The organism is Corynebacterium pyruviciproducens ATCC BAA-1742 (assembly GCF_000411375.1).
In the GTDB taxonomy this organism is placed as follows: Bacteria; Actinomycetota; Actinomycetes; order Mycobacteriales; family Mycobacteriaceae; genus Corynebacterium; species Corynebacterium pyruviciproducens.
Genome location: NZ_KE150447.1, coordinates 450,430 through 476,169 on the forward strand (window position 1 = coordinate 450,430; position 25,740 = coordinate 476,169).

14 protein-coding genes are annotated in these 25,740 nt (G+C 62.2%); 7 read left to right on the plus strand and 7 right to left on the minus strand.

All coding sequences use genetic code 11. The annotated features are described in order from the left end of the window. Positions 1–174: 174 nt before the first annotated feature. The 3 genes from HMPREF1219_RS08500 to HMPREF1219_RS08510 all read right to left on the minus strand — a co-directional run bounded on the left by HMPREF1219_RS08500 (position 175) and on the right by HMPREF1219_RS08510 (position 2,884). The gene (locus tag HMPREF1219_RS08500) at positions 175–666 is read right to left on the minus strand and encodes a VanZ family protein (protein ID WP_016458501.1); all 492 of its coding nucleotides are present in this window, start codon (positions 664–666) and stop codon (positions 175–177) included. After that, positions 667–2,154, minus strand: coding sequence for a DUF1846 domain-containing protein (locus tag HMPREF1219_RS08505; protein WP_016458502.1), 1,488 nt, complete (start codon positions 2,152–2,154; stop codon positions 667–669). It lies immediately after the preceding gene. A 187-nt stretch (positions 2,155–2,341) separates the two neighbouring features. After that, on the minus strand, positions 2,342–2,884 hold the full coding sequence (locus HMPREF1219_RS08510) for a hypothetical protein (protein ID WP_051120534.1): 543 nt from the start codon (positions 2,882–2,884) through the stop codon (positions 2,342–2,344). On the opposite strand from HMPREF1219_RS08510, the gene HMPREF1219_RS08515 reads away from it, so the two are divergent. After that, a complete protein-coding gene (locus tag HMPREF1219_RS08515; RefSeq protein WP_016458504.1) occupies positions 2,870–3,658 on the plus strand; it encodes an Fpg/Nei family DNA glycosylase in 789 nt (262 codons plus the stop codon). The genes HMPREF1219_RS08510 and HMPREF1219_RS08515 overlap by 15 nt on opposite strands. Before the next feature lie 120 nt (positions 3,659–3,778). On the opposite strand, the gene HMPREF1219_RS08520 is transcribed toward HMPREF1219_RS08515, so the two are convergent. The 4 genes from HMPREF1219_RS08520 to HMPREF1219_RS08535 form a co-directional block, all read right to left on the minus strand. Beyond that, a complete protein-coding gene (locus tag HMPREF1219_RS08520) occupies positions 3,779–4,780 on the minus strand; it encodes an LppP/LprE family lipoprotein (protein ID WP_040427506.1) in 1,002 nt (333 codons plus the stop codon). A gap of 1,073 nt (positions 4,781–5,853) precedes the next feature. Further along, positions 5,854–13,854, minus strand: coding sequence for a Rib/alpha-like domain-containing protein (locus tag HMPREF1219_RS08525; RefSeq protein WP_016458506.1), 8,001 nt, complete (start codon positions 13,852–13,854; stop codon positions 5,854–5,856). 247 nt (positions 13,855–14,101) lie between these two features. Further along, complete coding sequence (gene leuS / locus HMPREF1219_RS08530) at positions 14,102–16,945, minus strand: leucine--tRNA ligase (protein ID WP_016458507.1); 2,844 nt, start codon at positions 16,943–16,945, stop codon at positions 14,102–14,104. Positions 16,946–17,119: 174 nt separating this feature from the next. Continuing rightward, a complete protein-coding gene (locus tag HMPREF1219_RS08535) occupies positions 17,120–18,385 on the minus strand; it encodes a dicarboxylate/amino acid:cation symporter (RefSeq protein WP_016458508.1) in 1,266 nt (421 codons plus the stop codon). Positions 18,386–18,493: 108 nt separating this feature from the next. Between HMPREF1219_RS08535 and HMPREF1219_RS08540 the strand changes: the two genes are divergently transcribed. From HMPREF1219_RS08540 to trpA, 6 genes are all read left to right on the plus strand, one after another. After that, positions 18,494–18,970 carry an SdpI family protein gene (locus tag HMPREF1219_RS08540; protein WP_016458509.1) on the plus strand — a complete coding sequence of 159 codons (477 nt, stop codon included), beginning with the start codon at positions 18,494–18,496 and terminating at the stop codon, positions 18,968–18,970. A gap of 334 nt (positions 18,971–19,304) precedes the next feature. Next, positions 19,305–20,822 carry an anthranilate synthase component 1 gene (locus HMPREF1219_RS08545; protein ID WP_016458510.1) on the plus strand — a complete coding sequence of 506 codons (1,518 nt, stop codon included), beginning with the start codon at positions 19,305–19,307 and terminating at the stop codon, positions 20,820–20,822. Beyond that, a complete protein-coding gene (locus HMPREF1219_RS08550) occupies positions 20,822–21,433 on the plus strand; it encodes an anthranilate synthase component II (protein ID WP_016458511.1) in 612 nt (203 codons plus the stop codon). Before HMPREF1219_RS08545 ends, HMPREF1219_RS08550 begins: the two co-directional genes overlap by 1 nt. Then, positions 21,433–22,821 carry a bifunctional indole-3-glycerol-phosphate synthase TrpC/phosphoribosylanthranilate isomerase TrpF gene (gene trpCF / locus HMPREF1219_RS08555; RefSeq protein WP_016458512.1) on the plus strand — a complete coding sequence of 463 codons (1,389 nt, stop codon included), beginning with the start codon at positions 21,433–21,435 and terminating at the stop codon, positions 22,819–22,821. The genes HMPREF1219_RS08550 and trpCF overlap by 1 nt, the downstream gene beginning before the upstream one ends. Then, positions 22,811–24,043 carry a tryptophan synthase subunit beta gene (gene trpB, locus HMPREF1219_RS08560; protein WP_016458513.1) on the plus strand — a complete coding sequence of 411 codons (1,233 nt, stop codon included), beginning with the start codon at positions 22,811–22,813 and terminating at the stop codon, positions 24,041–24,043. Before trpCF ends, trpB begins: the two co-directional genes overlap by 11 nt. Positions 24,044–24,046: 3 nt before the next feature. Beyond that, the gene (trpA, locus tag HMPREF1219_RS08565; protein WP_016458514.1) at positions 24,047–24,889 is read left to right on the plus strand and encodes a tryptophan synthase subunit alpha; all 843 of its coding nucleotides are present in this window, start codon (positions 24,047–24,049) and stop codon (positions 24,887–24,889) included. Positions 24,890–25,740: the final 851 nt, after the last annotated feature.

Below are 25,740 nucleotides of genomic sequence, written 5' to 3' on the forward strand. Positions count from 1 at the left end.
GCGACCGCGCACTAGTTAGCAGTACGAAAGCAGTTCTAAGGACACTGCGCGGCCGCGCACTAGTTAGCCCCTCACAACTGTCCATACGATGATTACGAGGAATGAGGTCCGAGGGGGGCTTGATAGTCCGGGGTGGGAAGTAAAGGGGTCCGGGACGTGGCTCGGGGGCAGCTACTAAACGTCGACAAGCGAAAAAAGAGCGTAGAGGGAGAGGACAGCGAGGGGGGAGGCGAGGATCATGGCGTGGGCCCAACGACGCGGGCCAAAGAGGTGGAAGGCGGCGGCCCCGAGGGCGGTGCCGAGGGTGTTGTTGAGGATGTCGTTGAGGTCGGTGTAGCCGAGGGCGAAGATGAACTGGGAGGCTTCGACGAGGGCGGAGGTCAGGGCGCCGGCGGCGACGGTGGTGCGGAGGGTGAGGCGGTGGCGGAGGACGTAGCCGAGGGGGACGAAGAGGGCGACGTTGCCGAGCAGGTAATACAGGGGGATGAGGGGGTGAGAATAGCGGAAGAAATCGCCGAACGGGACCCAGCGGAACGTGCGGGTGTGCTGGACGCTCGCCTGCCACAGGCCGGGGATGGTGACCGCGGATTTTCCCACCGTCAGAAGGACGATGACCGTAAGGGCGGCGACGAGGCTCGCGACGAGGAGTCGGCGGGAAACGCGCATTTACTTCTTTTTGTACAGCGATTTGCGCTGGTAGACGGGCTCGGAGGTGACGAGGACGCCGAGGTTGCGGAAGATACCCTCGTCGACGGGGCCGAGGATGGTGGTGGTGTGGACGTCGCAACCGTAGAGCTCACCGAGCTTATCGAGGGCGCGGCGGGCGTTGTCATCCGTGGAGGCCGACACCGACAGGGCGATGAGCACCTCGTCGGTGTGGAGGCGCGGGTTGCGGGAGCCGAGGTGCTTGGTTTTGAGAGTCTGGATCGGCTCGATCGACTCGGGGGAGAGCAGATCGATATGGCGACCGATGCCCGCCAGGTGCTTGAGGGCGTTGAGGAGCATGGCTGAGCAGCAGCCAAGAAGCGGAGAGGTCTTGCCGGTGATGATGTCGCCGGTGGCGAGCTGGAGGGCCGAGGCGGGGGCACCGGTGGACTGGGCAAGCTCGACGGCCGGGGCAACGACGGCGCGATCCGAGGTGGACAGCCCCGCCTTGTTCATCACCATCGCGGCGCGGGAAGAAAGAGTATCGTCCAGGGCGTTCTGCTTCTCCTCCACAAGCGCCTTGTAGTAGCGGCGGATGATCTCCTGGCCGGCGGCGGCGCGGCAGGCGTCATCGTCGACGATGCAATAACCGGCCATGTTGACGCCCATGTCCGTGGGGGACTGGTAGGGGCAACTGCCGGTGGACTTCTCCAGGAGGGTCTTGAGCAGCGGGAACGACTCGACATCGCGGTTGTAGCTAGACACCTGCTCGCCGTAGACCGCCAGGTGGAACGGGTCGATGACGTTGAGGTCCGCGAGATCGACGGTGGCCGACTCGTACGCGAGGTTGACCGGGTGCTCGAGCGGGAGGTTCCAGATGGGGAACGTCTCAAACTTGGCGTACCCTGCGGGAATGCCGCGCTTGTTATCGTGGTAGACCTGCGACAGGCACGTGGCGAGCTTGCCGGAACCCGGGCCCGGCGCGGTGACAATGATGAGGTCGCGGGACGTCTCCACGTACTCGTTGCGGCCGAAGCCCTCGTCACTGACGATGGTGTTGGGATTGTTGGGGTAACCAGGGATAACGCGGTGGCGACGGACGGTGAGGCCGAGGCGCTCGAGGCGGTCGCGGAAATCGAAGGCGAGGGTGTTATCGTCTTCGAACTGGGTGATGACCACCGTTTGGACGAGGAAACCCCGGCCCCGGAAGACGTCGATAAGCCTCAAAACATCATCCTCGTAGGTGATGCCGAGGTCGGCGCGGACCTTCTGACGCTGGAGGTCCTTCGCGTTCATGCACACGAGGATCTCGAGCTCGTCCTTCAGGGTCTCGAGCATCGCGATCTTGTTGTCGGGCGTGAACCCGGGAAGCACGCGCGAGGCGTGGTAATCGTCGAAGAGCTTGCCACCCATCTCCAGGTAGAGCTTGCCACCGATGGCGTCGCGGCGCTCGGCGATGTGCTTCGACTGCATCTCAATGTACTTATCGCGATCAAATCCTATTTCCACGTCCCCCCATAGTAGTACAGACGGTTACTGTGGCTTGCGAGCGCGGTTGCTCTTGCGGGGGAGGAAGGAGGATTGTAAGCTCGGGGCCAAAGACGTCGACCCGAGAAGGATAAAGCTGGGTTCCCACATGGGAGTAAGGCTTGATCGGCCCGAGAACTCCTTTGCTCCCGGGGTCGGCGTTTTGTTGTTATATCTTTTCGGTGGTCTTCAGCCTCAGCTGGTCGAGACAGTTCATTGGGTCCTTCGTTAGATAGCGAACAATGAAATCAATAGCCTGCTGAGAATAAATCCAAGAAGAAGCTTTCTCATTCTTTGCTTTGCGATCGTAGGCAAACTTGGCGTTGGACTTCATGGAAAATACTCTGACGAACAAGTCGAAATGAAATTTGTTGAAGGTTACATCCTCGCCTTTCCACTTGATTGTGATTCTCGCCCGTTTGAGCCTCTTCCTGACCTCATTGATGCAACCCTTGGCCGTAAACGGATAGTAGCTTGAGCTATCTCGCACATCCTTAACAATGGCGATGCCTTGTTCCGCATCCTTATCCACGAATACGTTCAAGTCAGCTTCCCTAGCCTTCTTGACAATTCGGAAATTAGTTTCGTATATCGCTGCAACTGGTCCTTGGGACTCTCCTCGGCGCTCCTCGCCTTTGGCGTGGTGGGCCTGGTGCTCCTCGGCTGCAGCACACTGCGCCCAGTAAAGTAATGGAGTATGCCTGAAGGACACGTCATCCACCGACTCGCTCGCACGCTTACCGACGCCTTCGGTGGTCACCGTGTCCACGTCACCTCGCCGCAGGGGCGCTTCGCTGCCGAGGCCCGGCTTCTCGACGGCTCGTCGCTGGTCGCCGCGCGGGCGTACGGCAAGCACTTGTTCATCGAGTTCGCGGGGTCTCGTTTTGTTCATATCCACCTGGGCCTCATAGGGAAGTTCCGGGTGGCGCCGCTCGCCCCGCCGCAGGGGGTGGTGCGGATGCGGATCTCCGATTCCCTGGTCGCCGCCGACCTGCACGGACCACAGTGGTGCCGGCTGGTGGGTGGTGCGGACGTTGAGGGGGCCGTCGACAAGCTAGGAGCAGATCCACTGGTGACCGGAACGGAGGCACCGAACCTGGCGCGGGTGCGACGGAGCATCGGGGCGGCGCTCATGGACCAGCGGCTGTACGCGGGCGTGGGCAACATCTACCGGTGCGAGGTGCTGTTCAGGCAGGGGATCTCGCCGTTTGAGGTGGCTAGTTCCGTGCCGGAGGAACAGCAGGCGGCGATCTGGGCCGATCTGGTCGATTTGATGCGCTACGGGGAGGAGCACGGACGCATCGACACGGTTAGGGCGCAGCATTCGCCCGAGGCGCAGGGCAGGCCACCGCGGGTGGACGCGCACGGCGGCGAGGTGTACGTGTACCGGCGCGCGGGCGAGCCGTGCCTCGTGTGCGGCACGCCCATTTCGATGGAGGTGGACGGGGGCCGCAAGCTGTACTGGTGCCCGCGGTGCCAGGGGTAGGTTTGGGGGTTTTGGGCTGGGTTTGGGGCTGATTTAAGAAAAAGTTGGCACAACCGGTTGTAGCAGATCTGACCAACTGCGGTTTTAGCAGTGGTCAGACCATATCTGTGTGCGGTTTTTCTAGCCGCCGATGCTGCGGAGGTACTCGGAGGCCTTGATGGAATCGAGGAGGAGCGGGGAATCGTCGTTGAAGCGGGCGATGCCGTCGCCAAGCTCGTAGGCCACCGTGCCATTGGTGAAGGTGAGGGTGTCGCCGGTGTACTTGATGAGGAGATCGCCCTGCCGGTACGTGCCCGGCGCGAGCGTGCCGTCGCCCTCCATGTTGCCGCCGGGGAGGTACTGCGTCTCCAAGTAAAAGGGTAGGCTAAACGACATCATCGCGACATCGGCTGACTGGTCATCGATGAGGCCATCCTGCTCCATCGTGTTGACGTGCGGGAAGTTGCCGCGTTGGCACATGATCCTGCCCTCATACGGGTTACTGCACAACAGGTTGTGCTCGCCGATGGGGTAGGTGTACATGCCGGATGGTTTGAGCTCCTGGTCCCACGGCTTGCCGTTGACGTTGCCGTAATACCTGGTGATAGCCTCCCGGGCCGGCGGAGGAGTGGCAATGCTGAGGGTCTGGCCCTGCGACGGATTGTCCACCGTAAGACTCTCGCCCTCGAGGGTATAGGTAGTATCGCCGACCTTCACCTGCGTATCCGACACGCGGATCACATCCGCCACCGGCAAGACGACGGGCTCCTGATCGCGGATCATATCCTCGCCATGGAAGAACACCAGGGCCTTACCAGGGTCATTCTTGCCCTCCAGGACCACCCAGGACAACTGGGCACACGGATCGAATTGGTTCTCCTCAACTTCGAAAGTCCACGGGGACGGGTCGGAGGGGAGAGCCTCGTCGCTGAGGTACAGGCCGAATTGCGTTTCCGCCAGGTCCATGGTGGGGTCGGTGCAGGCTTCTTTGGGCGCCTCGGTGGGCGTGGACTCCGTGGAAGCGGGCTCCGTGGACGTGGTGGTGACGGTAAGCGGATCCTCAGACGCGGTGCTGGTTGAGCAACCAGCGAGCAGGCCGGCCGCGACGAGCCCGGTGAGCGCGAAGGCGGTATATGTTCTCATATGTTCTTCCGTAGTGGAGCCGGCCCGTGGCGCGGGCGGTTTGCGCGACAGCATTTATGGTTCCGGGTAGTTAGCAGCTGGGGGTTTGGGGTGCTTCTGCCTTTGCGCGGCTAATCAGGTTCGCTACTAGGTGGGTGGTGCTGCGTTTTTCTGTTTGGGGTAGACACTAGTGCGCGGCCGCGCAGTGTGGGACGCGGTCGGGCATGATCGGATTCTCCGCCAGACCGCTGGGCCAGGTCAAAGATCTGGCTTTATTCGCGACCGCGCACTAGTTCGGTTAGGGAAAGTAGTGCGCGGCAGCGCAGTCATCGAGTATGACGCGCGAGGGGACTGCAGGTGCCGAGCTTCTGTGTGCGACCGCGCACTAGTTCTGCACCTGAAAATATTCCCACGCAAACTTGGGTCCGAAAACTTCGGCCCCGATCGTGGGGCGGTTTCCCGTTTGCCCTGTTGGGCAAGTTTGCTACAAAAGATCGTGCCCACTTTTTTCGGTTTGGGGGGAAACTAGTGCGCGGCGGCGCAGACTCGGGCGCGGGCGGGCACGATCGGATTCTCCGCCAGGTTTCTCGGCCAGGCCCGAAATATCGCTTTGCGCGCGACCGCGCACTAGTTCAGTGGGGGAAAGTAGTGCGCGGTGGCAAAGCCATCGAGTATGACACGCGAGGGGACTGCAGGTGCCGAGCTTCTGTGCGCGACCGCGCACTAGTTCTGCACCTGAAAATATTCCCACGCAAACTTGGGTCCGACACTTTCGGCCCCGATCGTGGGGCGGTTTCCCGTTTGCCCCGTTGGGCAAGTTTGCTACAAAAGATCGTGCCCACTTTTTTCGGTTTGGAGGGAAACTAGTGCGCGGCGGCGCAGACTCGGGCGCGGGCGGGCACTCCGCCCGGTGGCACGAGCTTGCCGAAGCTCATCGTCATGCGCGACCGCGCACTAGTTCAGTGGGGGAAAGTAGTGCGCGGCGGCGCAGTTGCGCACTAATTCGGTGGTGTGAACTATGTGGAGCTTGGGGCAAGGCTCGAGCAGCACAAAGGGCCCCACCGGGGAGGTGGGGCCCTATGCGTGACTAATAATTAGTCTTCGCGGCGGCGGCGCAGCGCGATGAACGCGGCACCGATGAGCAGTGAGAGCGCGCCCAGGAGGGCAGCGATCTGCACGTACTGCACGCCGGTGGACGCGAGGTCCTTCTTGGCGTGCTTGCCAGGCTTGGCGTTGCTCGGCGCCTTGTCGCCGGAGCGAATCGGCTCGGAGGCCTTGCCGTCGCCCTTGCCCTGCTGGCCGGGCTGGTCGCCAGGCTTGGTGGTGTCGGGCTTGGTCGTCTCGGGCTGAGCGGGAGCCTCGGGAGCCTCGGGCTTGGCGTGGGAACCGGGGTTGTCAGAGCCGGAGGGGATGATCCCCAGCTGGCTGAGGGCCCAGGCACCGCCACCGAGAACCGCCAGGCCACCGAGGACACCGCCGACGATGGCCGGGATGTTCAGCTCCTCGGGGACCGTCACGGTGGCGACGGCGGCGCTCACGGGGGCACCGCCTATGAACTCGGTCACCATGATGCTGTACGTGCCGGGCTTGGCGTCCTTGGGGGCCGTGACGGTGAGGGCGCCGGTCTTCGGGTCAACCGTGACGGCGTTGTCCCACCCCTGGGGAACCTCGGTCACCTTGAAGGTGGCACCCGCGGGGAGCTCCTTGTCGGAGACGAGGGGCAGGGTCACCGGCTTGTCGCCCACCTTGGTGGGCGCGTAGCTGAGGCCGGAGACGACGACCGCGACGTCCTGGTACACCGTGTCGGTGGAGCCGTCGGGGTAGGTGACGACGATCGGGATCTGATACGTGCCGGCGGGAACGTCGGCACCGGGGGCGAGGGTGAGCGCGCCGGTGGTGGCATCGATGGTCACCCAGGTCGGAGCGTTCTTACCAAGCGCGAAGGTGGTGCCGGCGGGGGCAGTTTCGGTGCCCTCCGTGGCAGGGTTGTCGAAGCTCGGGGCCGGGACCGTGGCCTGCTTTCCGGCGAACACCATTGGGGTGGAGGCCGGGTAGGCGGGCTGGTTGGCATCGCTGAGGCGCTCAGCCTTCGGCTTCTCGACGATCACCGGGACGCTTACGACCTCGCTCGAACCGTCGGCGTAGGTTACCTTGACCGGGACGAGGTAGCCGCCGGGGGCGACATCCGCGCCAGGGGCGAGAGTGAGCGCGCCGGTCTTCGGGTCGACTTTCACCCACGAGGGAGTCTCATCCGTGGGGGCGAAGGAGACCTTCTCCGGGGTCTCTTCCACTGCGTCAGTGGTCGGATCGTCGAAGCTCGGGGCCGCGACGGAGCCGTCCTTCCCGGCGGTGACGCGTGGCGTCTTGGCCGGGTACTGCGGCTGGTGCTTGCGAGCATCGGGCAGCGTGGCCTCCTCGGCCTTCTTGGTCACCACGACGGTCACCTGCGTCATCACGGTCTTTGTCTGGCCACCGATGGTGACCTCGACCGGGATCTCGTACGTGCCGGGGGCGACATCCTCGCCCGGGGCGACCGTCACGGCGCCGGTCGCGGGATTGATGGTGACCCAGGACGGGGCATCCTTACCGAGGGCGAACGAGGTGTTCTCCGGCAGGCGCTCGACCTGTTCGGTGAACGGGTTGTCCACCGTCGGCGGGTCGATGACCAGCTGCTCGCCGGCCTTCACCGGGTGAGCCGGGCCGTAGTTCGGCGTGAGCTGCGGGCGAGCCTTGACCACGATGGTGGTCTCGATCACGTCGGTGGAGCCATCCGGGTAGGTGACGAGCACCTTGACCGGGTAGCGGCCGGGCTTGGCATCGGCCGGCGGGACTGCGGTGACGCCGCCGCTCGGGGAGACCGTCACCCAGGACGGGTTCGCGCGATCGCCGGTGTACGTGGTTCCGGCCGGGGCCTCGGCACCCGGGAACACTGTGGGCATGGAGATCACCTCGCCGGCGATGACCGGTGCCTCGGACAGCGTGCCGCCGGGGACGGAGGCCGTATCCAGGCGCGGGGCGAGCTTATCGGCCTGCTTAACAGGGGCGCCCACCGTCACCGGGACCTCGACCGTTTCCGTGGAGCCATCCGGGTACGTGACAACGACCGGGATCTTATAGGTGCCGGGCTCCACGTCCTTGCCGGGTGCCAGCGACACGCTGCCATCGGGGTTGACCGTGGCCCACGAGGGCACACCGTCGCCGGCCTTGTATGAGGTTCCGGAGGGCGCGGCCGAGGCGTCGACAAGCGGAGCAGGAACGGTGGCCTTCTCACCAGCGGTGACCGGTGTGGAGGCGTAGCGGGGCTGGAGTGCCTCGGCGTCCGTGGTGCGCGGGGTGACCGTGACCGGGATCGTCACCGTATCCGTTGTGTTATCTGGGTAGGTGACGACGACCGGGACGTTGTACGTGCCGGGCTTGACGTCCTTGCCGGGGGCGAGGGTGAAGGTGCCGTCGGGGTTGACGGTGACCCACTTCGGTGCGTCCGCACCGGCCTTGTACGTGGTGCCGTCGGGGGCGGTCTCCTTGGCGGGGGTCGCTGGATCGTCGAAGCTCACCGCCGTGACGTTCGGCTTGGTCTCACCGGCGGCGACGGAGGCGCCAGGGGAGGCCGGGGACGGCTCGTAGCGGTGGTTATCGTTGGCCGGCAGCACCGTGACCTTGACCGGGATCTCGTCGGTGGAACCATCAGCGTACGTGGCCTTCACCGTGCCCGGGTACGTGTCGGGCTTGACATCGGCACCGGGGGCGATGGTGGCCTGGCCGGTGGCAGGATCGACGGTGATCCACGACGGGCCATCGAAGGAGAACTTCGTGCCCTCCGGGGCGGTTTCCGTGGCGGGGGTCGTGGGATCATCGAAGGACGGGGCCGTCGACGTCACCGTGGTCCCGGCCTGAACGGCGGTGTCGTTCGCCTTGTACCGCGGCTCGGACTGCTGGGCCTGCGTCTTCTGCGCCGTCGGGGCGGCAACAGTCACCGGGACGTAGAACGTGTCCGTGGTGCCATCGGGGTAGGTGACGACAACCGGGACGTTGTACGTGCCGGGTTCAACGGTGGAATCCGGCTTGAGGGTGAGGGTGCCATCGGGGTTGACCGTGGCCCAGGACGGTGCGCCCGTTCCGGCCTTGTACGTCGTACCTGCCGGAGCGGTCTTGCCGTTTGCCCACGTCGGAGCAGGGGTCGTGGTGGACTTACCGGGCTCCACCGTGGTGGCGGCCGGGGCGATCGGATCGTAGGAATCCTTATTCTCAACCTTGGTCGGGGCCGCCTCGGTGACGTTCACCGGCACCATGACGGTCTCCTTCGAGCCATCCGGGTAGGTGACCTCGACGGGGATGTTGTAGCGGCCGGCCGGGACGGTGGCATCCGGGTTCACAGTGATGGTGCCATCGGAATTGACCTTGGCCCACGCCGGTGCGTCCGTTCCGGCCTTGTACGTCGTGCCAGCCGGAAGATCCTTACCGTTCTCATCCTTGGGCGCGGCAACCGTAGCCGGAGTGCCCTGCGTCACCTCGGTGGTCTCGTACGCCGGCTGGTAGGCGGCGGCGTTCTTCTGGGCCGTCACCACGACGGCGACCGTGCCCTCGTCGGTGGAGCCATCCGGGTAGGTGACCACGACGGGGATCTTGTACGTGCCGGGTTTGGTGCCGGCTGGCGGGTTGGCCGTCACGGCGCCGGTCGCGGGATCGACGGTCGCCCAGGTCGGTGCGTCCGTTCCGGCCTTGAACGTCGTGCCCGCGGGAGCCTTCTCCACCTTGTCGGCGGTGGTCGGATCGTCGAAGCTCGGGGCCGTGCCCGTCACCGGGCCCTTGCCGGCCTCCGCCGTGAGATCCTCGGACGAGTAACGCGGCTTATTGACGGCGGCGTCCTTCGGCGCCTCCGTCACCGTCACCGGGACGTTGACGATGTCCGTGGAGCCATCCGGGTAGGTGACCTTCACCGGAACGGTGTAGTCGCCGGGCTTCACGTCCTTGCCGGGCTTGATGGAAATGGAGCCATCAGGGTTGACCGTGGCCCAGGACGGAACGCCCTCGCCGGGTGCGTACGTGGTGCCCGCCGGAGCCGGGGTATCGAACGTGGGCGCCGGAACCGTGGTTTCCTGGCCGGCCTGCACCATCGTGTTGGACTTGGGGTAGCTCGGCTGCGTCTTCTCGGCCTGGGTCACGTACGGGTTCACCTTGACGGGGACCTTCACCGTATCGGTGGAGCCGTCCGGGTAGGTGACAACGACGGGGATCTCGGTCACGCCGGTGGGGACATCCTTGCCAGGCTCGACCGTGACGGAGCCGTCCGGGTTGACCGTCGCCCAGTCCGGTGCGCCCTCGCCCTTGGCGAAGGTCGTGCCAGCCGGGGCCGATTCGGTGGCGGGGGTCGACGGATCGTCGAAAAGCAACGGGGCAGTGGTGGCCTTCTCGCCGGCGTTGACCGGCGTGGTGGCCGGCGCGGTGGGCTCGACGGCGGCGGCCGTGGGCAAAACCGTGACCGGGACCTCGACCGTCTGCGTCGAACCATCCGGGTAGGTGACGACGACGGGGACCTTGTACTCGCCGGGCTTGATGTCAGCGCCGGGCTTCAGGGTAACGGAGCCGTCGGGGTTGACGGTGGCCCACGTCGGTGCGTCTGCTCCGGGCGCGAAGGTGGTGCCATTCGGAAGAGGAGCACCGTTGACGCCCGTGGGGGCCGGCACCGTCTTCTCGGCGTCCTTGCCCACCACCGTCGGCTGTGCAGGGTAGGTGGCCTTGTTCTTCTCCGCGTCCGAGACGTACGGCGTCACCTTGACCGGGACCTCGACCGTCTCCTTCGAGCCGTCGGGGTAGGTGACCTCGACCGGGATCTTGTAATCGCCGGCCGGAACGTCCGCACCGGGCTTGACGGTGAGCTCGCCGGTCTTGGAATCAACGGTGGCCCAGGACGGAGCTGCCGTTCCGGTTTTGAAGGTGGTGCCCTCCGGCATCGTCTCGGTCTCCGAGGTGCGCGGGCGGTCGAAGGTCACCGGGACCTTCGCCTCGCCGCGCTGCGACACCTCCGTGGCCTGCGGGTACGCGGGAACGCTCGCCTCAGCCTGGGTGAGCTTTTTCTCCGTCACCTCGACATCGGCATAGATTGTCGCGGTGGAGCCATCGGGGTAGGTGACCAGCACCGGCACGTGGTAGGTGCCGGGGGCAACATCGGTGCCCGGCTTGACCGTGAGCCGACCGGTATCCGGATCGACCGTCACCCAATTCGGAGTTTCCTTACCGTCGGTGCCCTTGCCGGGGCCGAACTTCGTGCCGTTGGGCACGGTCTCCTTCACGTCGGCGGTGGAGGGATCGTCGAAGCTCGGCTCGGTGACCGTGCCCGTGGAATCCTGCGCCACGCTCGTCGGGGTGGACGGGTAGGCGGCCTTGTAACGCTCCGCGTCCGGCGTGCGCTTGGTGACCTCGACCGGAACGTTGACCGTATCCGACGTGCCATCCGGGTACGTCACCGTGACCGGGACCTGGTACACGCCAGGCGCAACGTCGGTGCCCGGGGTGGCGGTGACGGCGCCGGTCTTGGGATCTACGGTGACCCAGGACGGAGCATCCTTGCCGTCCGCGTCCTTGCCGGGGGCAAACTGCGTGCCGGCGGGGGCCGTCTCCGTGGCATCCGTCGCCGGATCATCGAACGACAACGGCTTGGTGGTCACCGTGCCGCCCTGCTCGGTGGTGGCGGTCTCGGCCGGGGCCTGCGGCTCGTAGAGATCCTTATCCTGCTTCACCAACGCCGGGTTCGGGGTGACAACAACCTTGCCCTTGCCCTGGATGGTGTGGGTGACACCGTCCTTATCGACGACGTCGTACTGGATGGTGACATCCTCGTACAGGCCCGTCTTGGCCGTCTCATCGACGGTCAACGTGCCGTCCGGGGCGAGCGAGAAGCCAGCCGGAAGGTCGCCGACAGGCTTGAAGTTGGTCGCCTTGACGCCCTCGGGAAGCCCCAGGACAGTGATCGGCTTGGAGCCCTTCTCGCCCTCCTTGAAGGTGTAATCCACCATCGTCGCCTTGGTCACCGTGAGATTATTGGTGGTGCCGACCCGAACTTCCTTGGTCTCATTGTTCGCGCCAGGGACGGAACCAACCGCCGTCACCTTCACCGGCCACGTGCCGAACTCCGTCGGCGTGCCCGTGATCGTGCCCGTCTTCGGGTCAAACGTCAGCCCCGCCGGCAGCGGTGTGGTGGGATCGAGTTCGTAGGTCCAGGTCACCGGGGAATCGCCGATCTTCTCCGGGACCTCAACAAACGCGGCAACCTTGCCGTCCTTGTTCGCCGGGTTACCCGGATCCTGCAGCGGGTATGCCTGGCCCACCGTGCCGTACGGCGTGTGCAGACGGGCGGGGATAGCCGTGAAGCTATCGATGCCCATGATGAGCGGATCGTCACCATCAGGGAGCGCGTACAGCGTCGCGTTGTAGGTGGAGACCTCCTTCAGATCCTTCGGCACCACCATGGGGCACGTGGGAATCATGCCGTTCGCGTCGGCGGTGGCCTCGCAGCTTTCGATCTCGTTGCCGTTCGGATCGGTCCACACGATCTTGTACTTCTGGTCGGCCTGCGACGGCCAGCCGGTGGCGCCCGTGTGCACCGTCACGCCCGGGGTGGCGAAATTCTTCCGCGTATCGTACTTGAGCACGTCAAACACGGCATGCGGAGTAAGCGCACCGATATTGACGGGCGAGAAGTAATCCGCCGCGATGGTCTGGGTGGCGGTCACGCCATTGGGGATCTCGGTACCCACCGGATCCCAGTTCGCGTACTTAGAACCGCCCCAATTCTCGTTGCGCCACGGGGTGGTCACGCCCGCCACACGCGGCATATTCGGCGTGGACACGTACATCCAGTTCCAGTTGACGTGCTTGGTGTCTTTGGCGAGGCCGCTATCGCCCCACGAGCCCTCGAGCGGGCTGCCGGCGACCTTGCCCACCTTGTCGGCGGGCACCTTACCGGGCTTGCGGTTATCCATTCCGTACGTGCCGTTGAAGCGGATCTTGTAATTGCCCTTGGCATCCGTCACGGTCTGCACCGTCTCGGCGATCCACTCCGGGTGCGCCTTGACCTGCTCCATGATCCAATCGTTGAGCTTCTTCTGGTCCTGCGGCGTCCACCCCTTGCCGCGCAGGGGGTGGTTATTGAAGTCGGCCTTATGCTCGTTGTAGTAGGCCTCGATCTGGTTGACCGCGTCATCCGACAGGTACGAAGCCACCACCTGGACATCCGGGATACCGCGATCGTGGTTCGGGTTGTTCACGTCCTGCCAGCGCAGCGAACCCACGCCCTGCACCCAGTTCCAGTAGATACGGCCGTTGATATCGCCGTTGCCACCCTTCAGATTCTCCGGCGACTGCGTCACCCACTGATCCTTCGGCTTGTGGTTCGGCAGCGACGGATCCTCTTTCGCCTTAAAGATCGCGTTGGCACCGCGCACGCGGCCACCAGTCCAGCTCGCGCCACCCGTGGTATCCACCACAATGCCGTCAGGCACCGGGCGGTAACCATACGCCCAAAACAGCTCCTCGTTATCGTTGGGAGCGCGGAACCACAGCTGCACCTTCTCCTTGAACGCCGCCGTGGGATCGGCCTCGAACGTGTGCTCCTTGCCGTTGGCGTCCTTGTACGGCTTCAACGCGATGGAGTACGAGCCGTCCTCCGCTGTGGTGGTCTTGTACACCGGCGAGGAAATCTGGCCGTTCTTGTTTTTCTCCGTCCACTGCGCGTAGACCTCAATGCCCCCCAGTGGCGTGCCGTTAGTAACGGCATCGGCGATCCACTCCGTGGGGGTCATGCCCATCTCCACGACGCTGCCGTTGACCGTGCCCTTGGCATCTTTCACGCCGGGGGAGACGATGGCGCCATCGTAGAAGCCGTTCTCCACGGCCTGCGGGTCGGTGGGAGCATCGGACATATCCGGCTGAGGCTTGGCGTCCTGCGACGCACCCGCATCAGCAGCCGGGGCCTCCTGCGCCACCGCCTGGGGCGGCTGTGCCGGGACGAGGCCCGGCAACACCATAGTCAGGGACACCGCTGCAGCGGCGATGGAGAAGCCGCGCGGACGGCTCCTCCGCAAAGCATGTGAACTCACAGTTATAGATCCTTTGATTTAGCTGGTAGCGCACTGACTCCGATGCCAGCTGCCACGTATATTTACAGGTCACACACAGTATACTCTTAAATCTGCAGATAAATGAATATTTACTTGTCTGGCTATCACCATAAGGTTTTATTAAAGTCCTTACCGGGGAAAAAGCCGCCTCAACCTGGTGGATAACAAACAAAACCCGGGCCCGCCACAACGGCGAGCCCGGTACCTTAAGAAATTCTTCGCTTAACTACTTCACCACGAGGTTAACCAAGCGTCCGGGGACGACGATCTCCTTCACCACCGTCTTACCCGTGAGCTGCGAGGCGGCCGCCTCCTTCGCAGCGGCGAGGACGTCCGTCCGAGACGCCTCAACCGCAACGGTGATGTGAGCGCGCACCTTACCGTTGACCTGGACGGGAAGCTCCACCGAGGCGTCGACAAGCAAAGACTCGTCGAACGTGGGGAACGGGGCGTACGTGATGCCGCCGGAGTGACCGAGGCGCGACCACAGCTCCTCGGCGATGTGCGGGGCGATGGGGGACACCATGATGGTCAGCGGCTCGAGGGCCGCGCGGGGGGCGCCACCGGGGTAGTGCTTGGTGAGGTGGTTGGTCAACTCGATGAGCTTGGCGACAACGGTATTGATACGCAGATGCTCATAATCATCGCGCACACCCGCGATCGTGCGGTGCAGGAGCTTCTCATCATCAGCCGTGAGCTCATCATCTGTGAACACCGGCTCACCTGTCTCTTCATTAACGGCAAGGCGCCACAGGCGCTGCAAGAAACGATGCGAACCGATGACATCCTTCGTCGCCCACGGGCGCGACATGTCCAGCGGACCCATTGCCATCTCATATAGACGCAGCGTATCCGCGCCAAAGTCCTCGCACACCTGGTCGGGGGAGACTGCGTTCTTCAGGGACTTACCCATCTTGCCGTACTCCTGATTGACCTCTTCGCCCTGGTAAAAGAACTTTCCGTCCTTCTCTTCTACCTCGGCCGCCGGGACGTACACGCCACGCTTGTCCGTGTACGCGTAGGCCTGGATGTACCCCTGGTTGAAGAGCTTGCGGTACGGCTCCTTGGAGGAGACAAAGCCCAGGTCAAAGAGCACCTTGTGCCAAAAACGCGCGTACAAGAGGTGCAGCACAGCGTGCTCGACGCCGCCGACGTACAGATCCACGCCACCCGGGTCCTGCGGGCCGTAGAGATCCGGCTGCGGGCCCGTCCAGTAGCGCTCGTTTTCAATGTCAACGAACCTCTCGCTGTTGGTGGGATCGATATAGCGCAGCTGATACCACGACGACCCCGCCCACTGCGGCATGACGTTGGTATCACGCGTGTAGTGCTTCGGGCCATCGCCCAGGTCAATGGTCACATTCACCCAGTCCGTGGCCTTGGCCAGCGGCGGGTGCGGCTCCGAATTGCGATCATTGGGATCCGCCGTCACCGGCTTGTAGTCCTCCACATCCGGCAGCTCCACCGGGAGCATGTCCTCCGGCAGGGCGTGGGCGCGACCCTCATCGTCATAGACGATGGGGAACGGCTCGCCCCAGTAACGCTGCCGCGCAAACAGCCAATCACGCAGCTTAAACTGCTTCTTGGCGCGGCCCGTGCCGTTCTCCTCGAGCCGCTCAATGGCGGCAGCGATGCCGTCCTCCTTGTTAAGGCCGTTCAAGAAATCCGAATTGATATGCGGGCCGTCCTCGGTAAACGCCTCCTCCTCGATGTTGCCGCCATCGAGAACCGGCACGATGGGCAGGCCAAAGACCGTGGCAAACTCGTAGTCACGCGTATCGTGGGCCGGCACGGCCATGATCGCGCCCGTGCCGTAGCCCATGAGCACGTAATCCGAGATGAACACCGGGACCTCCGCGCCGCTGAGCGGATTGACGGCCTTCACGCCCAGGTAGACGCCCGTCTTCTCCTTGTTCTCCTGCCGCTCCAGGTCCGACTTCGCGGCGATGGAGAGGCGGTAGGCATCGACGGCCTCGGCCGGGGTCTGCTTGCCGAGCGTCCACTGCGGGTTGGTGCTGGCCTCGTAGGGGGTGTCACCCTCGGCATCCATGAGCTTATCGACGAGGGGGTGCTCGGGGGAGAGCACCATGTACGTCGCGCCGAAGAGGGTATCGGGGCGGGTGGTGTAGACGGAAACGACCTCGTCGTTTCCGCTTAGATCGCCGGCTTCGCCTGCGCCAGCGTCGCAGCGAATGGTGAAATCGACCTCCGCGCCCGTCGAACGGCCGATCCAGTTACGCTGCATGGACTTAACCTTCTCGGGCCAGTCGAGCAGAGCGAGGTCGTCGATAAGCCTGTCACCGTAAGCAGTGATGCGCATCATCCACTGGGAGAGCTCCTTGCGGAACACCGGGAAGTTGCCGCGCTCCGAGCGGCCGTCGGCAGTGACCTCCTCGTTGGCGAGCACCGTGCCCAGGCCCGGGCACCAGTTGACCAGCGACTTCGTGCGGTAGACGAGGCGCTTCGAATCGACGTAATCAGCCTTTTGCTCGGGGGTCATGTCCGTGCGGGACGCGAGCTTCTTCTCCAGCTCGCTGATCGGCTTCGCCTTCTCCTCATCCTCGTCGAAGTAGGAATTGTAAATAGTGAGGAAAATCCACTGCGTCCAGCGGTAATAATCTGTATCGATCGTACGAATCGCGCGCCGCTTATCATGGCCGAGGCCCAGCTGGCCCAGCTGGCGCTCCATGTTGTGAGTATTCTTCTCCGTGGTCTCCCGCGGATGCGTGCCCGTCTGGATCGCGTACTGTTCCGCCGGCAGGCCAAACGCATCGTAACCCAGCGTATGCAACACGTTAAAGCCATTGTGGCGGCTGTAGCGGGCAAACACGTCCGTGGAGATGTAGCCCAGCGGGTGGCCCACGTGGAGGCCCGCGCCCGACGGGTAGGGGAACATGTCCTGCACAAAGCGCTTCGGCTTGTTCAGCAGCTCGGCATTCGGCTCTTTGAGATCACCCACCGGGTTCGGGGCCGCGAACACATTATTATCCGCCCAATAGCCCTGCCATTTCTTCTCAATGTCATGCGCCAAGCGCGCATCGTACCGGTACGTAAAAGAGTCGTTCGTCATGCAACAAGAGTGTAGTAGATAGACGTACACCCGCGCGTTTTGGCTCGGGCGCGTGCGCGCACACGGGCGTGGGGGTGCACGCGTGAAGAGAAATGAAAAACGGGCGCCCCGTCAGGGGCGCCCGCAGGAGACCGTGAGGTCTACCGAAGTGAGTAAGAAAGGGACGTCGACAAGCTAGGAATCCTTGGACACCGACGCCGCGGCCTCGGCCTGGTAATCGAGGGGGGAGGACTCGGCGAGCTCGGCCGTGCGCTTGATATCACCGCGAGCGAATTTGTTCACAACCATCGCGATAGCGCCGTCACCAGTGACGTTGCAGGCGGTGCCGAAGGAATCGATGGCAATGTAGGCCGCAATCATAAGCGCAACCTGATCATCGTCGAAGCCCAGCATCGACTGCAGCAAACCGACCGCGGCCATGATCGCGCCGCCCGGAACGCCCGGCGCCGCAATCATGAAAATGCCCAGCATAAGGATGAAACCGATAGCCATCGTCGGCGGCAAATCCATGCCGTCCATCCACACAATCGCGAACGCGAACAGGGCAATCTTTTGGATCGAGCCGGACAGGTGGATCGTCGCGCACAGCGGAATGACGAAGCCGGCGACCGCGTCCGTCACGCCGTTCTTCTTCGCGCACCCATAGGTAATCGGAATCGTCGCAGCTGACGAGGACGTGCCGAGCGCCGTCGCGTACGCCGGAAGCATATTCTTCAGCGACGTGAACGGGTTCTTGCCGGCGATGAGACCTGCGATAATGTACTGGCCAACGAGGATAATCCACGTCATGATCACCGCGAGGAGGAGCACCTTACCAAAGGCGGACAGGGTATTAATAAGGTTGCCATTCATGCCCAGCGACAGGAACATGCCGAAGATGTAAAGCGGCAGCAGCGGAATGATAAAACCGCTGATCACGTGCATAATGACACGCTGGAGATCCTGCGTGCCACGGAACAAGGTATCCGATTTCACGGCCGTCATCGCCACGCCCACCGTGAACGCCAGCAACAACGCCGTCATCACGTCCATCGGCGCAGGCATCTTGATTTCGAAGTAGGGCTGCAACGCGCCCGCATCGATATCATCCACCTTGGCGGTGCTGTTACCAGCAAGAAGCCAGCCGTACAGGCTCAAAGCGATGCCGTAGGCGATGAAGCCAGAAATAATCGTGGACACATAAGCAATGGCAGTGGTGATACCCAGCCACTTGCCGGCGCCGCGGCCGAGGGAGGCGATCGCCGGCGCGATGAGGGCGAAGATCAAAACCGGAATGAAGAAGCCGAGGAAGTTGCCGAACAGGCCGTTAAAGGTAACGAAGATCCTGGAAATGGCAACACCCCAGCCAGAGCCATGAAAAATAAACGACGCAATAATTCCCAGAATAATCGCGACAACGATGCGGAACAGGAGACTTCCGCTCAACTTCTTAAAATCCATACGAGGATTATAGCCCGCTGTGAATAATATTCAAATAGGTTGGGTGTAGTTTTTTCTGCCCCACCTGTGCGGGCAATCCCGTTGGCGGCAGGCGGTACAGTAAACCGTATGAATGCGACCGTCGTCTGCGCAGTCATCTGCGCCATCCTAGCCATCATCATGGGCATCGCCGGCGTCCTCGGCTGGACGCGGCACTTCCCCGGCAACTCCCACATCGGCATCATCACCGCCGGCACCCGGAAATCCCGCGAGGCCTGGGAGCGCGCCCACTTCGTCGCCGGGCCGTTCTGGCTCATCGGCGCGCTCGCCTTTGTCTTCGCCGCGCTGTTCAGCTACCGCGGCTCGTGGATCCTCGCCGTCATCGCGACTCTGTTGGGGCTGGTCCTGCTCGCGCTCGGCGTCGGCAGCGGGGCACGGTTCTCCGCGCTTTACGACGCCTCCTCCTCGGCCGCTGCGGACAGTGGCACCGACGGCTCGGCAGGGGAGGGCGGCGACTCACAACCGGCGCCGGTCAGGGTCGACGTGGATGCTGTGCGCAAGGCGGCCCAGCGCTCGCGCCAGGATGGATCCGACACCACAGCTTAGCTATTATCGAACGTGTGTTCTGGTTACATACCCCCTACTTAGGGTGCTGGTGAGCTGGCCACCGACTCACCTGGTAGCATCCCAACCATGCGTTTAGAGAAACATTGCTACAACTGGTGGTGGCTCGCGAAATAGCTCGCGGGTCCGATGTTTCTGCTCTGCAACCCGCGAGGAACCTAGTCTTCGCGGGAATTTTTTTACTCTCCTTTCCGCGGACGCTACTCGCAGCTGCCCGGTCCACAGCCCGGGCTCGTCGCAGGGCAGGCCCTCATCCCTCATGGCACCCCTTATAGCAATCCTCCGGCGCCGACCAGCCCCCACGGAAAGGACAACAATGACACTGTACGAGCACGCCCGCCACGTGCGCTACCACGCGGACGCCTCCGCGCTCTTCGATGCGCTCGGCGGCCGAGAGGCGGAATCCTCCGTGCTGCTCGAGTCCGCCGACATCGAATCAAAAGACGGGCTGCAATCCGTGGCTGTCCTCGTGGCTTCCGTCCGGCTCACGTGCAACCAATTTACAGTTTCCGCCGAGTCGCTCAACGAGCGCGGCCGCGAAATCGTTTCCCGCCTTAACGTTCCGCTCACCTATACACGCGCACGCGCCTTTGAGGAGTCCGCCCGATTGAAGGAGCCCTCCACGATGGACGTGCTCCGGGCGATCCTCGCCGCCGCCACGCCACAGCAATCGGCAGGTAGCGCGGGGGAGGGGCACGCATCGCGGCTGCCCTATCTCGCCGGCGGCATCGCGTTTGATTACCTCGCCACGTTTGAGGAACTCCCACCGGTACCGGAATCTTTAAACCGATTCCCCGACTACCAGTTCCTCCTCGCCGACGTTCTCCTCGTTGAGGACCACACCTCCCGCACTGCCATTCTGTACGGCTACGACGCGGATCTGGTGGAGTCCTACGCCGCGCGTATCGAAGCCTATACGGGTGCAGATGCCGAGGCCCCCGAAATCGGTGCTGCTGCACCGACTACCGTACGAGCCACGGCGGTTCCTGACGATGAAACGTTCCGGGAGGACGTCGAAAAGCTAAAGAAGAATATTTACAACGGTGACATCTACCAGGTCGTACCTGGGCGAGGATTCGAGATTCCGTGTCCGGATGCCTTCGCAGCCTACCGGTGCCTCCGCGATGCCAACCCCTCACCGTACATGTTCTACATTCGTGGGCTAGACGCGGAGGGTAAGCCCTACGAGCTCTTCGGAGCTTCGCCGGAATCCAACCTTAAATACGACGCCGAGCACCGATTCCTACAGCTCTGTCCGATCGCTGGAACCCGACCTCGGGGAGCGACGGAGGAGCTGGACATCCGCACCGAGCTCGAGCTGAGAACCAATAGCAAGGAACTGGCCGAGCACACCATGCTCGTTGATCTCGCCCGCAATGACGTCGCGCGAGTGGCGGCGCCCACGACGCGCACGGTGGTCGACCTCATGCACATCGATCGATATTCCCGCGTCATGCACCTCGTTTCCCGCATCACAGCGACGCTCGCAGACGGGTACGATGCGTTCGACGCCTACCGCGCGTGCATGAACATGGGGACGCTCACCGGAGCCCCAAAGATTCGCGCCACGGAGCTGCTGCGCTCGGTCGAAAACGCGCGTCGCGGCTCGTACGGGGGCTCGGTGGGGTACTTCGATGGGCAGGGGAACATGGATAATTGCATCGTTATTCGGTCAGCTTTTGTTCAACAAGGCTCGGCGCTGGTTCAGGCCGGTGCCGGGGTCGTCCGAGATTCCGACCCCCAATCCGAAGCCAACGAAACTTATCACAAGGCCCTCGCAACACTCAGCGCTATCGCCGAGGCGCAGGGCAGCAAGCTCGAGGTGGTGCGATAATGAAGATTACTCTGCTGGATAACCAGGATTCTTTCGTGTACAACCTGGTCGATACCCTGGTCGGGCTCGGCCACGAATGTGCCGTTTTCCGTAACACGGTTCCGGCCTCTACAGTATTGTCTTCCGCGCCCGACGCGCTCGTGCTGAGTCCCGGGCCCGGCCACCCGCGCGATGCCGGGTGCCTCATGGACGTGGTTTCCTCGGCCTTTGGTCACGTTCCGATTCTCGGCGTGTGCTTGGGGTTCCAGGCGCTGCTGCTGCACGAAGGCGTGAGCGTGCGGCCCTGTGGCCCGGTGCACGGAAAGACTGACGGCATGGATGTTTCACGTGAAACTTCGGCCATATTCGAAGGCCTGACTGATCCAAACGGACGGGTTCCCGTGGCTCGATACCACAGCCTGGGCATACCGGCCAACGAGCTCCCCGCGACCGTGCGGTGCGACGGGACGTGCAGTTCCTCTCTTGGGCCCGTGGCTATGGCGTGCTCGTCCAGGGGCGGCGACGCACCCGCATACGGAGTCCAGTTCCACCCCGAGTCCATTCTCACCCCCCAAGGGCCGGTCATACTCGACAGAATCCTCGACCTGCTCACCACGAAGGAGACAGCATAATGCCGACAGTCTTGGACAAAATCGTTGCCAACCACAGAACACATCTTGCCGGAATCCGACGACGCATAGGGGAGAACCCCGTTGTTTCGCCGTCAACCCGGTCACTATACGAATCCCTGGGCGCTGATGAACCGAGCGTCATCATGGAGTGCAAGTCCGCATCCCCTTCGCTCGGATCGATCCGGCCCGATTACCACCCCGATCAACTCGCAGCGGTCTACTCCCGTTACGCGGCCGGGATTTCTGTTCTGTGCGAACCGGATTACTTCAACGGTGATTACGACCACCTGGCTACGGTGACTCGTTCGACGCACCTTCCGGTTCTATGTAAGGACTTCATCATCGACCCGGTACAAATCTACGCAGCTCGCTACTTTGGGGCCGATGCCATCCTTCTTATGCTCTCCGTCCTAAGCAACGACGACTATGGATCTCTATCCTCCCTAGCCAACTCATGGAATTTGGACGTCCTCACCGAGGTCATCTCTCCCGAAGAGATGCGTCGAGCGACTGCGCTCGGTGCCAAAATCATTGGCATCAACAACAGAAACCTCAATGACCTTTCGGTCGATATCTCCCGGACCGAGGAGCTCGCCGGCTTGGCTCCCTCAGGCGTGCGGCTCATTTCAGAATCGGGCATCCGCACCAAGCGAGATATCGAACGGCTCAGTGGGGTTGTCGACGGCTTCCTCGTTGGCACGAACCTCGTGAGGGAGGGAGACGTCGACTTCAACGCGCGCAAGTTGCTATTTGGAGAGAACAAGGTGTGTGGCTTGCAGACTCCTCATGAGGCCCAAGCTGCGCGTGCGGCTGGTGCGTTGTATGGTGGCCTCATCATCGACGAATCGTCACCTCGCCATGTTTCACGTGAAACTGCCTCATATATTTTTGATGCCGAGCCGGGTTTGAAGTACGTTGGCGTCTCCCGGCGAACCGAAGATTGGGACGAATTCGCCGGCCTCGGGCTCTACGCTGTACAAGTTCATTCCCCACTCTTGCCTACAGCCGAGGAGGAACTCGAGTACCTAGCGTCAGTTCAGGCCTCTGTTGGGCCCGAGACTTCAGTCTGGCGGGCCATCTCGATGTCGTCGCCCAACGCGGCCGCCATCGCCGCCGATCTTTGCGCGGATGAGAAGTTTACCCTCGTGCTCGACAACGGCAGTGGAGGATCCGGCTCGGCCTTCGACTGGGAGAGGATCCCACCGGAGGTTCTGGAGGACTCCCTCCTCGCCGGCGGCATCGGCCCAGAAAATGTCACAGCAGCTCTCACCGTGGGAGCTCGAGGGCTAGACTTCAATTCACAGACCGAAAATGCCCTCGGGTACAAAGACGCACACAAGCTTTTTGCAACCTTCAACGAAATCAGGAGATTTAACTATGACCGATAGAAAGACAATCCTTCCGGCCTACTTCGGTGAATACGGTGGACAGTTTGTCCCCGAGACGCTTCTTCCAGCCCTCGACCAGCTGGAAAAAGCTTTTGTTGATGCCATGGATGACCCAGAGTTCCTCGATGAACTTCACCACCTTCTCAAGGACTTTTTGGGCCGACCGACTCCGGTAACCGAATGTCGCAACCTTCCTCTCGAAGGGCAGGGGAGGGGTTACGCCCGCATCTTCCTTAAGCGGGAGGATCTTGTCCATGGTGGTGCCCACAAGACGAACCAAGTCATGGGGCAGGTACTGCTTGCTAAGAGAATGGGCAAGACGAGGATTATCGCCGAGACTGGCGCTGGGCAGCACGGCACCGCTACCGCTCTGGCTTGCGCTCTCATGGGCCTCGAATGCGTCATCTACATGGGCAAGGTCGACGTTGAACGTCAGCAACCCAACGTGTACCGCATGGAGCTAATGGGTGCCAGGGTCGTGTCAGTGAATAACGGATCCGGGACCTTGAAAGACGCCGTTAACGAGGCTCTTCGTGACTGGACAGCCAATTACGCAACTACTCACTACCTGCTGGGAACGGCCGCCGGACCACATCCGTTCCCCACAATCGTCCGTGAATTTCACAGGGTGATTTCGCGTGAAGCCAAGCAGCAGATGAAGGAAATCACCGGGAAGCTTCCCGATGTGGTTGTCGCATGCGTCGGCGGCGGGTCAAACGCCATCGGTATGTTCGCCGACTTCATCGATGAGGAAGGTGTAGACCTAGTTGGCACGGAGCCAGCGGGCATGGGTCTTGATTCAGGCAAACACGGTGCGGCCATTTACGCGGGAAAGACCGGCGTTCTCCACGGTGCGAAAACGTACCTCATGCGAACCGATGACGGTCAGGTGGAGGAAAGTTACTCCATTTCCGCAGGATTGGATTACCCCGCTGTTGGACCTCAGCACGTCTACCTCCACGACAGCGGTCGCGCGCAGTACGTCGGTGTAACCGATGAGGAAGCCCTGAAGGCATTCCAGATCCTCTCGCTGAAGGAAGGGATTATCCCCGCTTTGGAGTCATCGCACGCCCTCGCGTACGCGCTCAAGCGGGCCCGGGAAGCCGAGGAGAACAAGGAGCATATCAACATTCTCGTTTCACTATCTGGCCGCGGCGATAAGGACATTGACCACATTCGCCACACGCTGGAAGAGCACCCCGAATACAAGCTGGAGGTATAGATCATGAAGCGCTACGACACACTCTTCAACTCGCTCAAAGAGAAGTCAGAGGGAGGATTCATCCCCTTCGTCCTGTTGGGAGACCCCAATCCTGAAGTCTCAGAACACATAATTGAGACTCTTATCGAGTCGGGCGCCGACGCGCTCGAATTGGGCGTTCCGTTCTCCGACCCGATCGCCGACGGGCCCACCATCCAGGCCGCTCACGTGAGAGCGCTCGATGCCAGGGTATCGGTCGCCGATGCCTTCGGAATAATTCGGAAGGTACGTGACCGCCACCCTGATCTTCCCATCGGGCTGTTGATCTACTCCAACGTCGCTGTAGTACACGGGTTGGAGAGGTTCTACGACGAGGTTCGCGCGACCGGGGCCGACTCGGTATTGCTACCCGACGTTCCGGTGCGCGAGTCCGAACCATTTACCGCAGCCGCCAAAGCTGCAGGAGTATCGCCCATCTATATCGCACCGCCGCACGCAAGTTCAGAGACACTCGAGGGTGTTGCTCACAGCTCCGAGGGCTACATTTACGCGATCTCCAGGGACGGCGTCACCGGAACCGAGTGGGCCTCCGAGACTACTGGCCTACACGAGGTTGTATCCAACTTGCAGGCCTACGGAGGTGCCCCGGTAGTACTCGGCTTCGGGATTTCCACGCCACAGCATGTAACCGATGCCATCGCAGCGGGCGCTTCCGCGGCGATTTCAGGATCCGCGATAACGAAGATTATCGAACAACACGTAAAGGGGAGTCACCCCACTCCCCGCACCGTTAACGATGAGGGAGCTATGCTCGACGAGCTTGCCAACTTCACTAGGGAAATGAAAGCTGCGACCCGCGCGGTGTAAATGGACCAAATTAAATCGTCACAGTGACGTTTTAACCCTATACCTAGTAACGTTGAAAAAAGTACAAACTCAAAGTAAACCCACCTCACTTGGCCCCCATCCAGGATCCAGTTGAGGTGGGTTCTTTCTAATGCGCCTCCGTTCTGACGAGGTGAGGCCAATCACAAGTCGGGGGAGTAGAGCGACACAGCTGTTCGGCCACAAATAAATCGAACCCTCCCACCGAGCTAAATTTGACATCAAGCTACCCGGACGCGTTTCACTACCACTGCGCCCCGAGATGCGACCCGCAAGTCTGAAGGGAATCCGCCCAAAGAAGGTTCGCAGGCACATCAAGTTGCTCCCAAGTGGCTACCAGGGGACACCCCCAATCCAACGGGAAATCAACGATGGCCGCCCCCGGTCCCAAATCAAATTGCAGGCGCCTAGGTAGCCTCAACCAACGAACCGACACCCCCAAAAAAAGACGCCTGTTCTATTCCTTAGCACGGCCGCGAAATTGCTCGCTGCCCACTGAACCTTGTCCATACTTTCGGGGCGGTGGAAGCCACCCGGCTGGTCAGTACTCTGCCAACTTCCGCAATTTCACCAGCTCAGACTTGAGACCACAATACCAAGAAGGCGTAGAATTGGAATCTCCCAAAAAACACCAAGCCAAAAACACCGCATTAGAATGGCTAACGGAAAGGTGCATCTAATTCACACACCCGTTCCATTCATTCGTACCCGAAAAATGACATCTACCTACCCAAGTGATTTCGCCAACCCAAACACCCAGTATGTTTCACGTGAAACCACCACTTCAAAGCCAATACTTTAAACAACGGTAAGGCACATGAACCACCACGAAT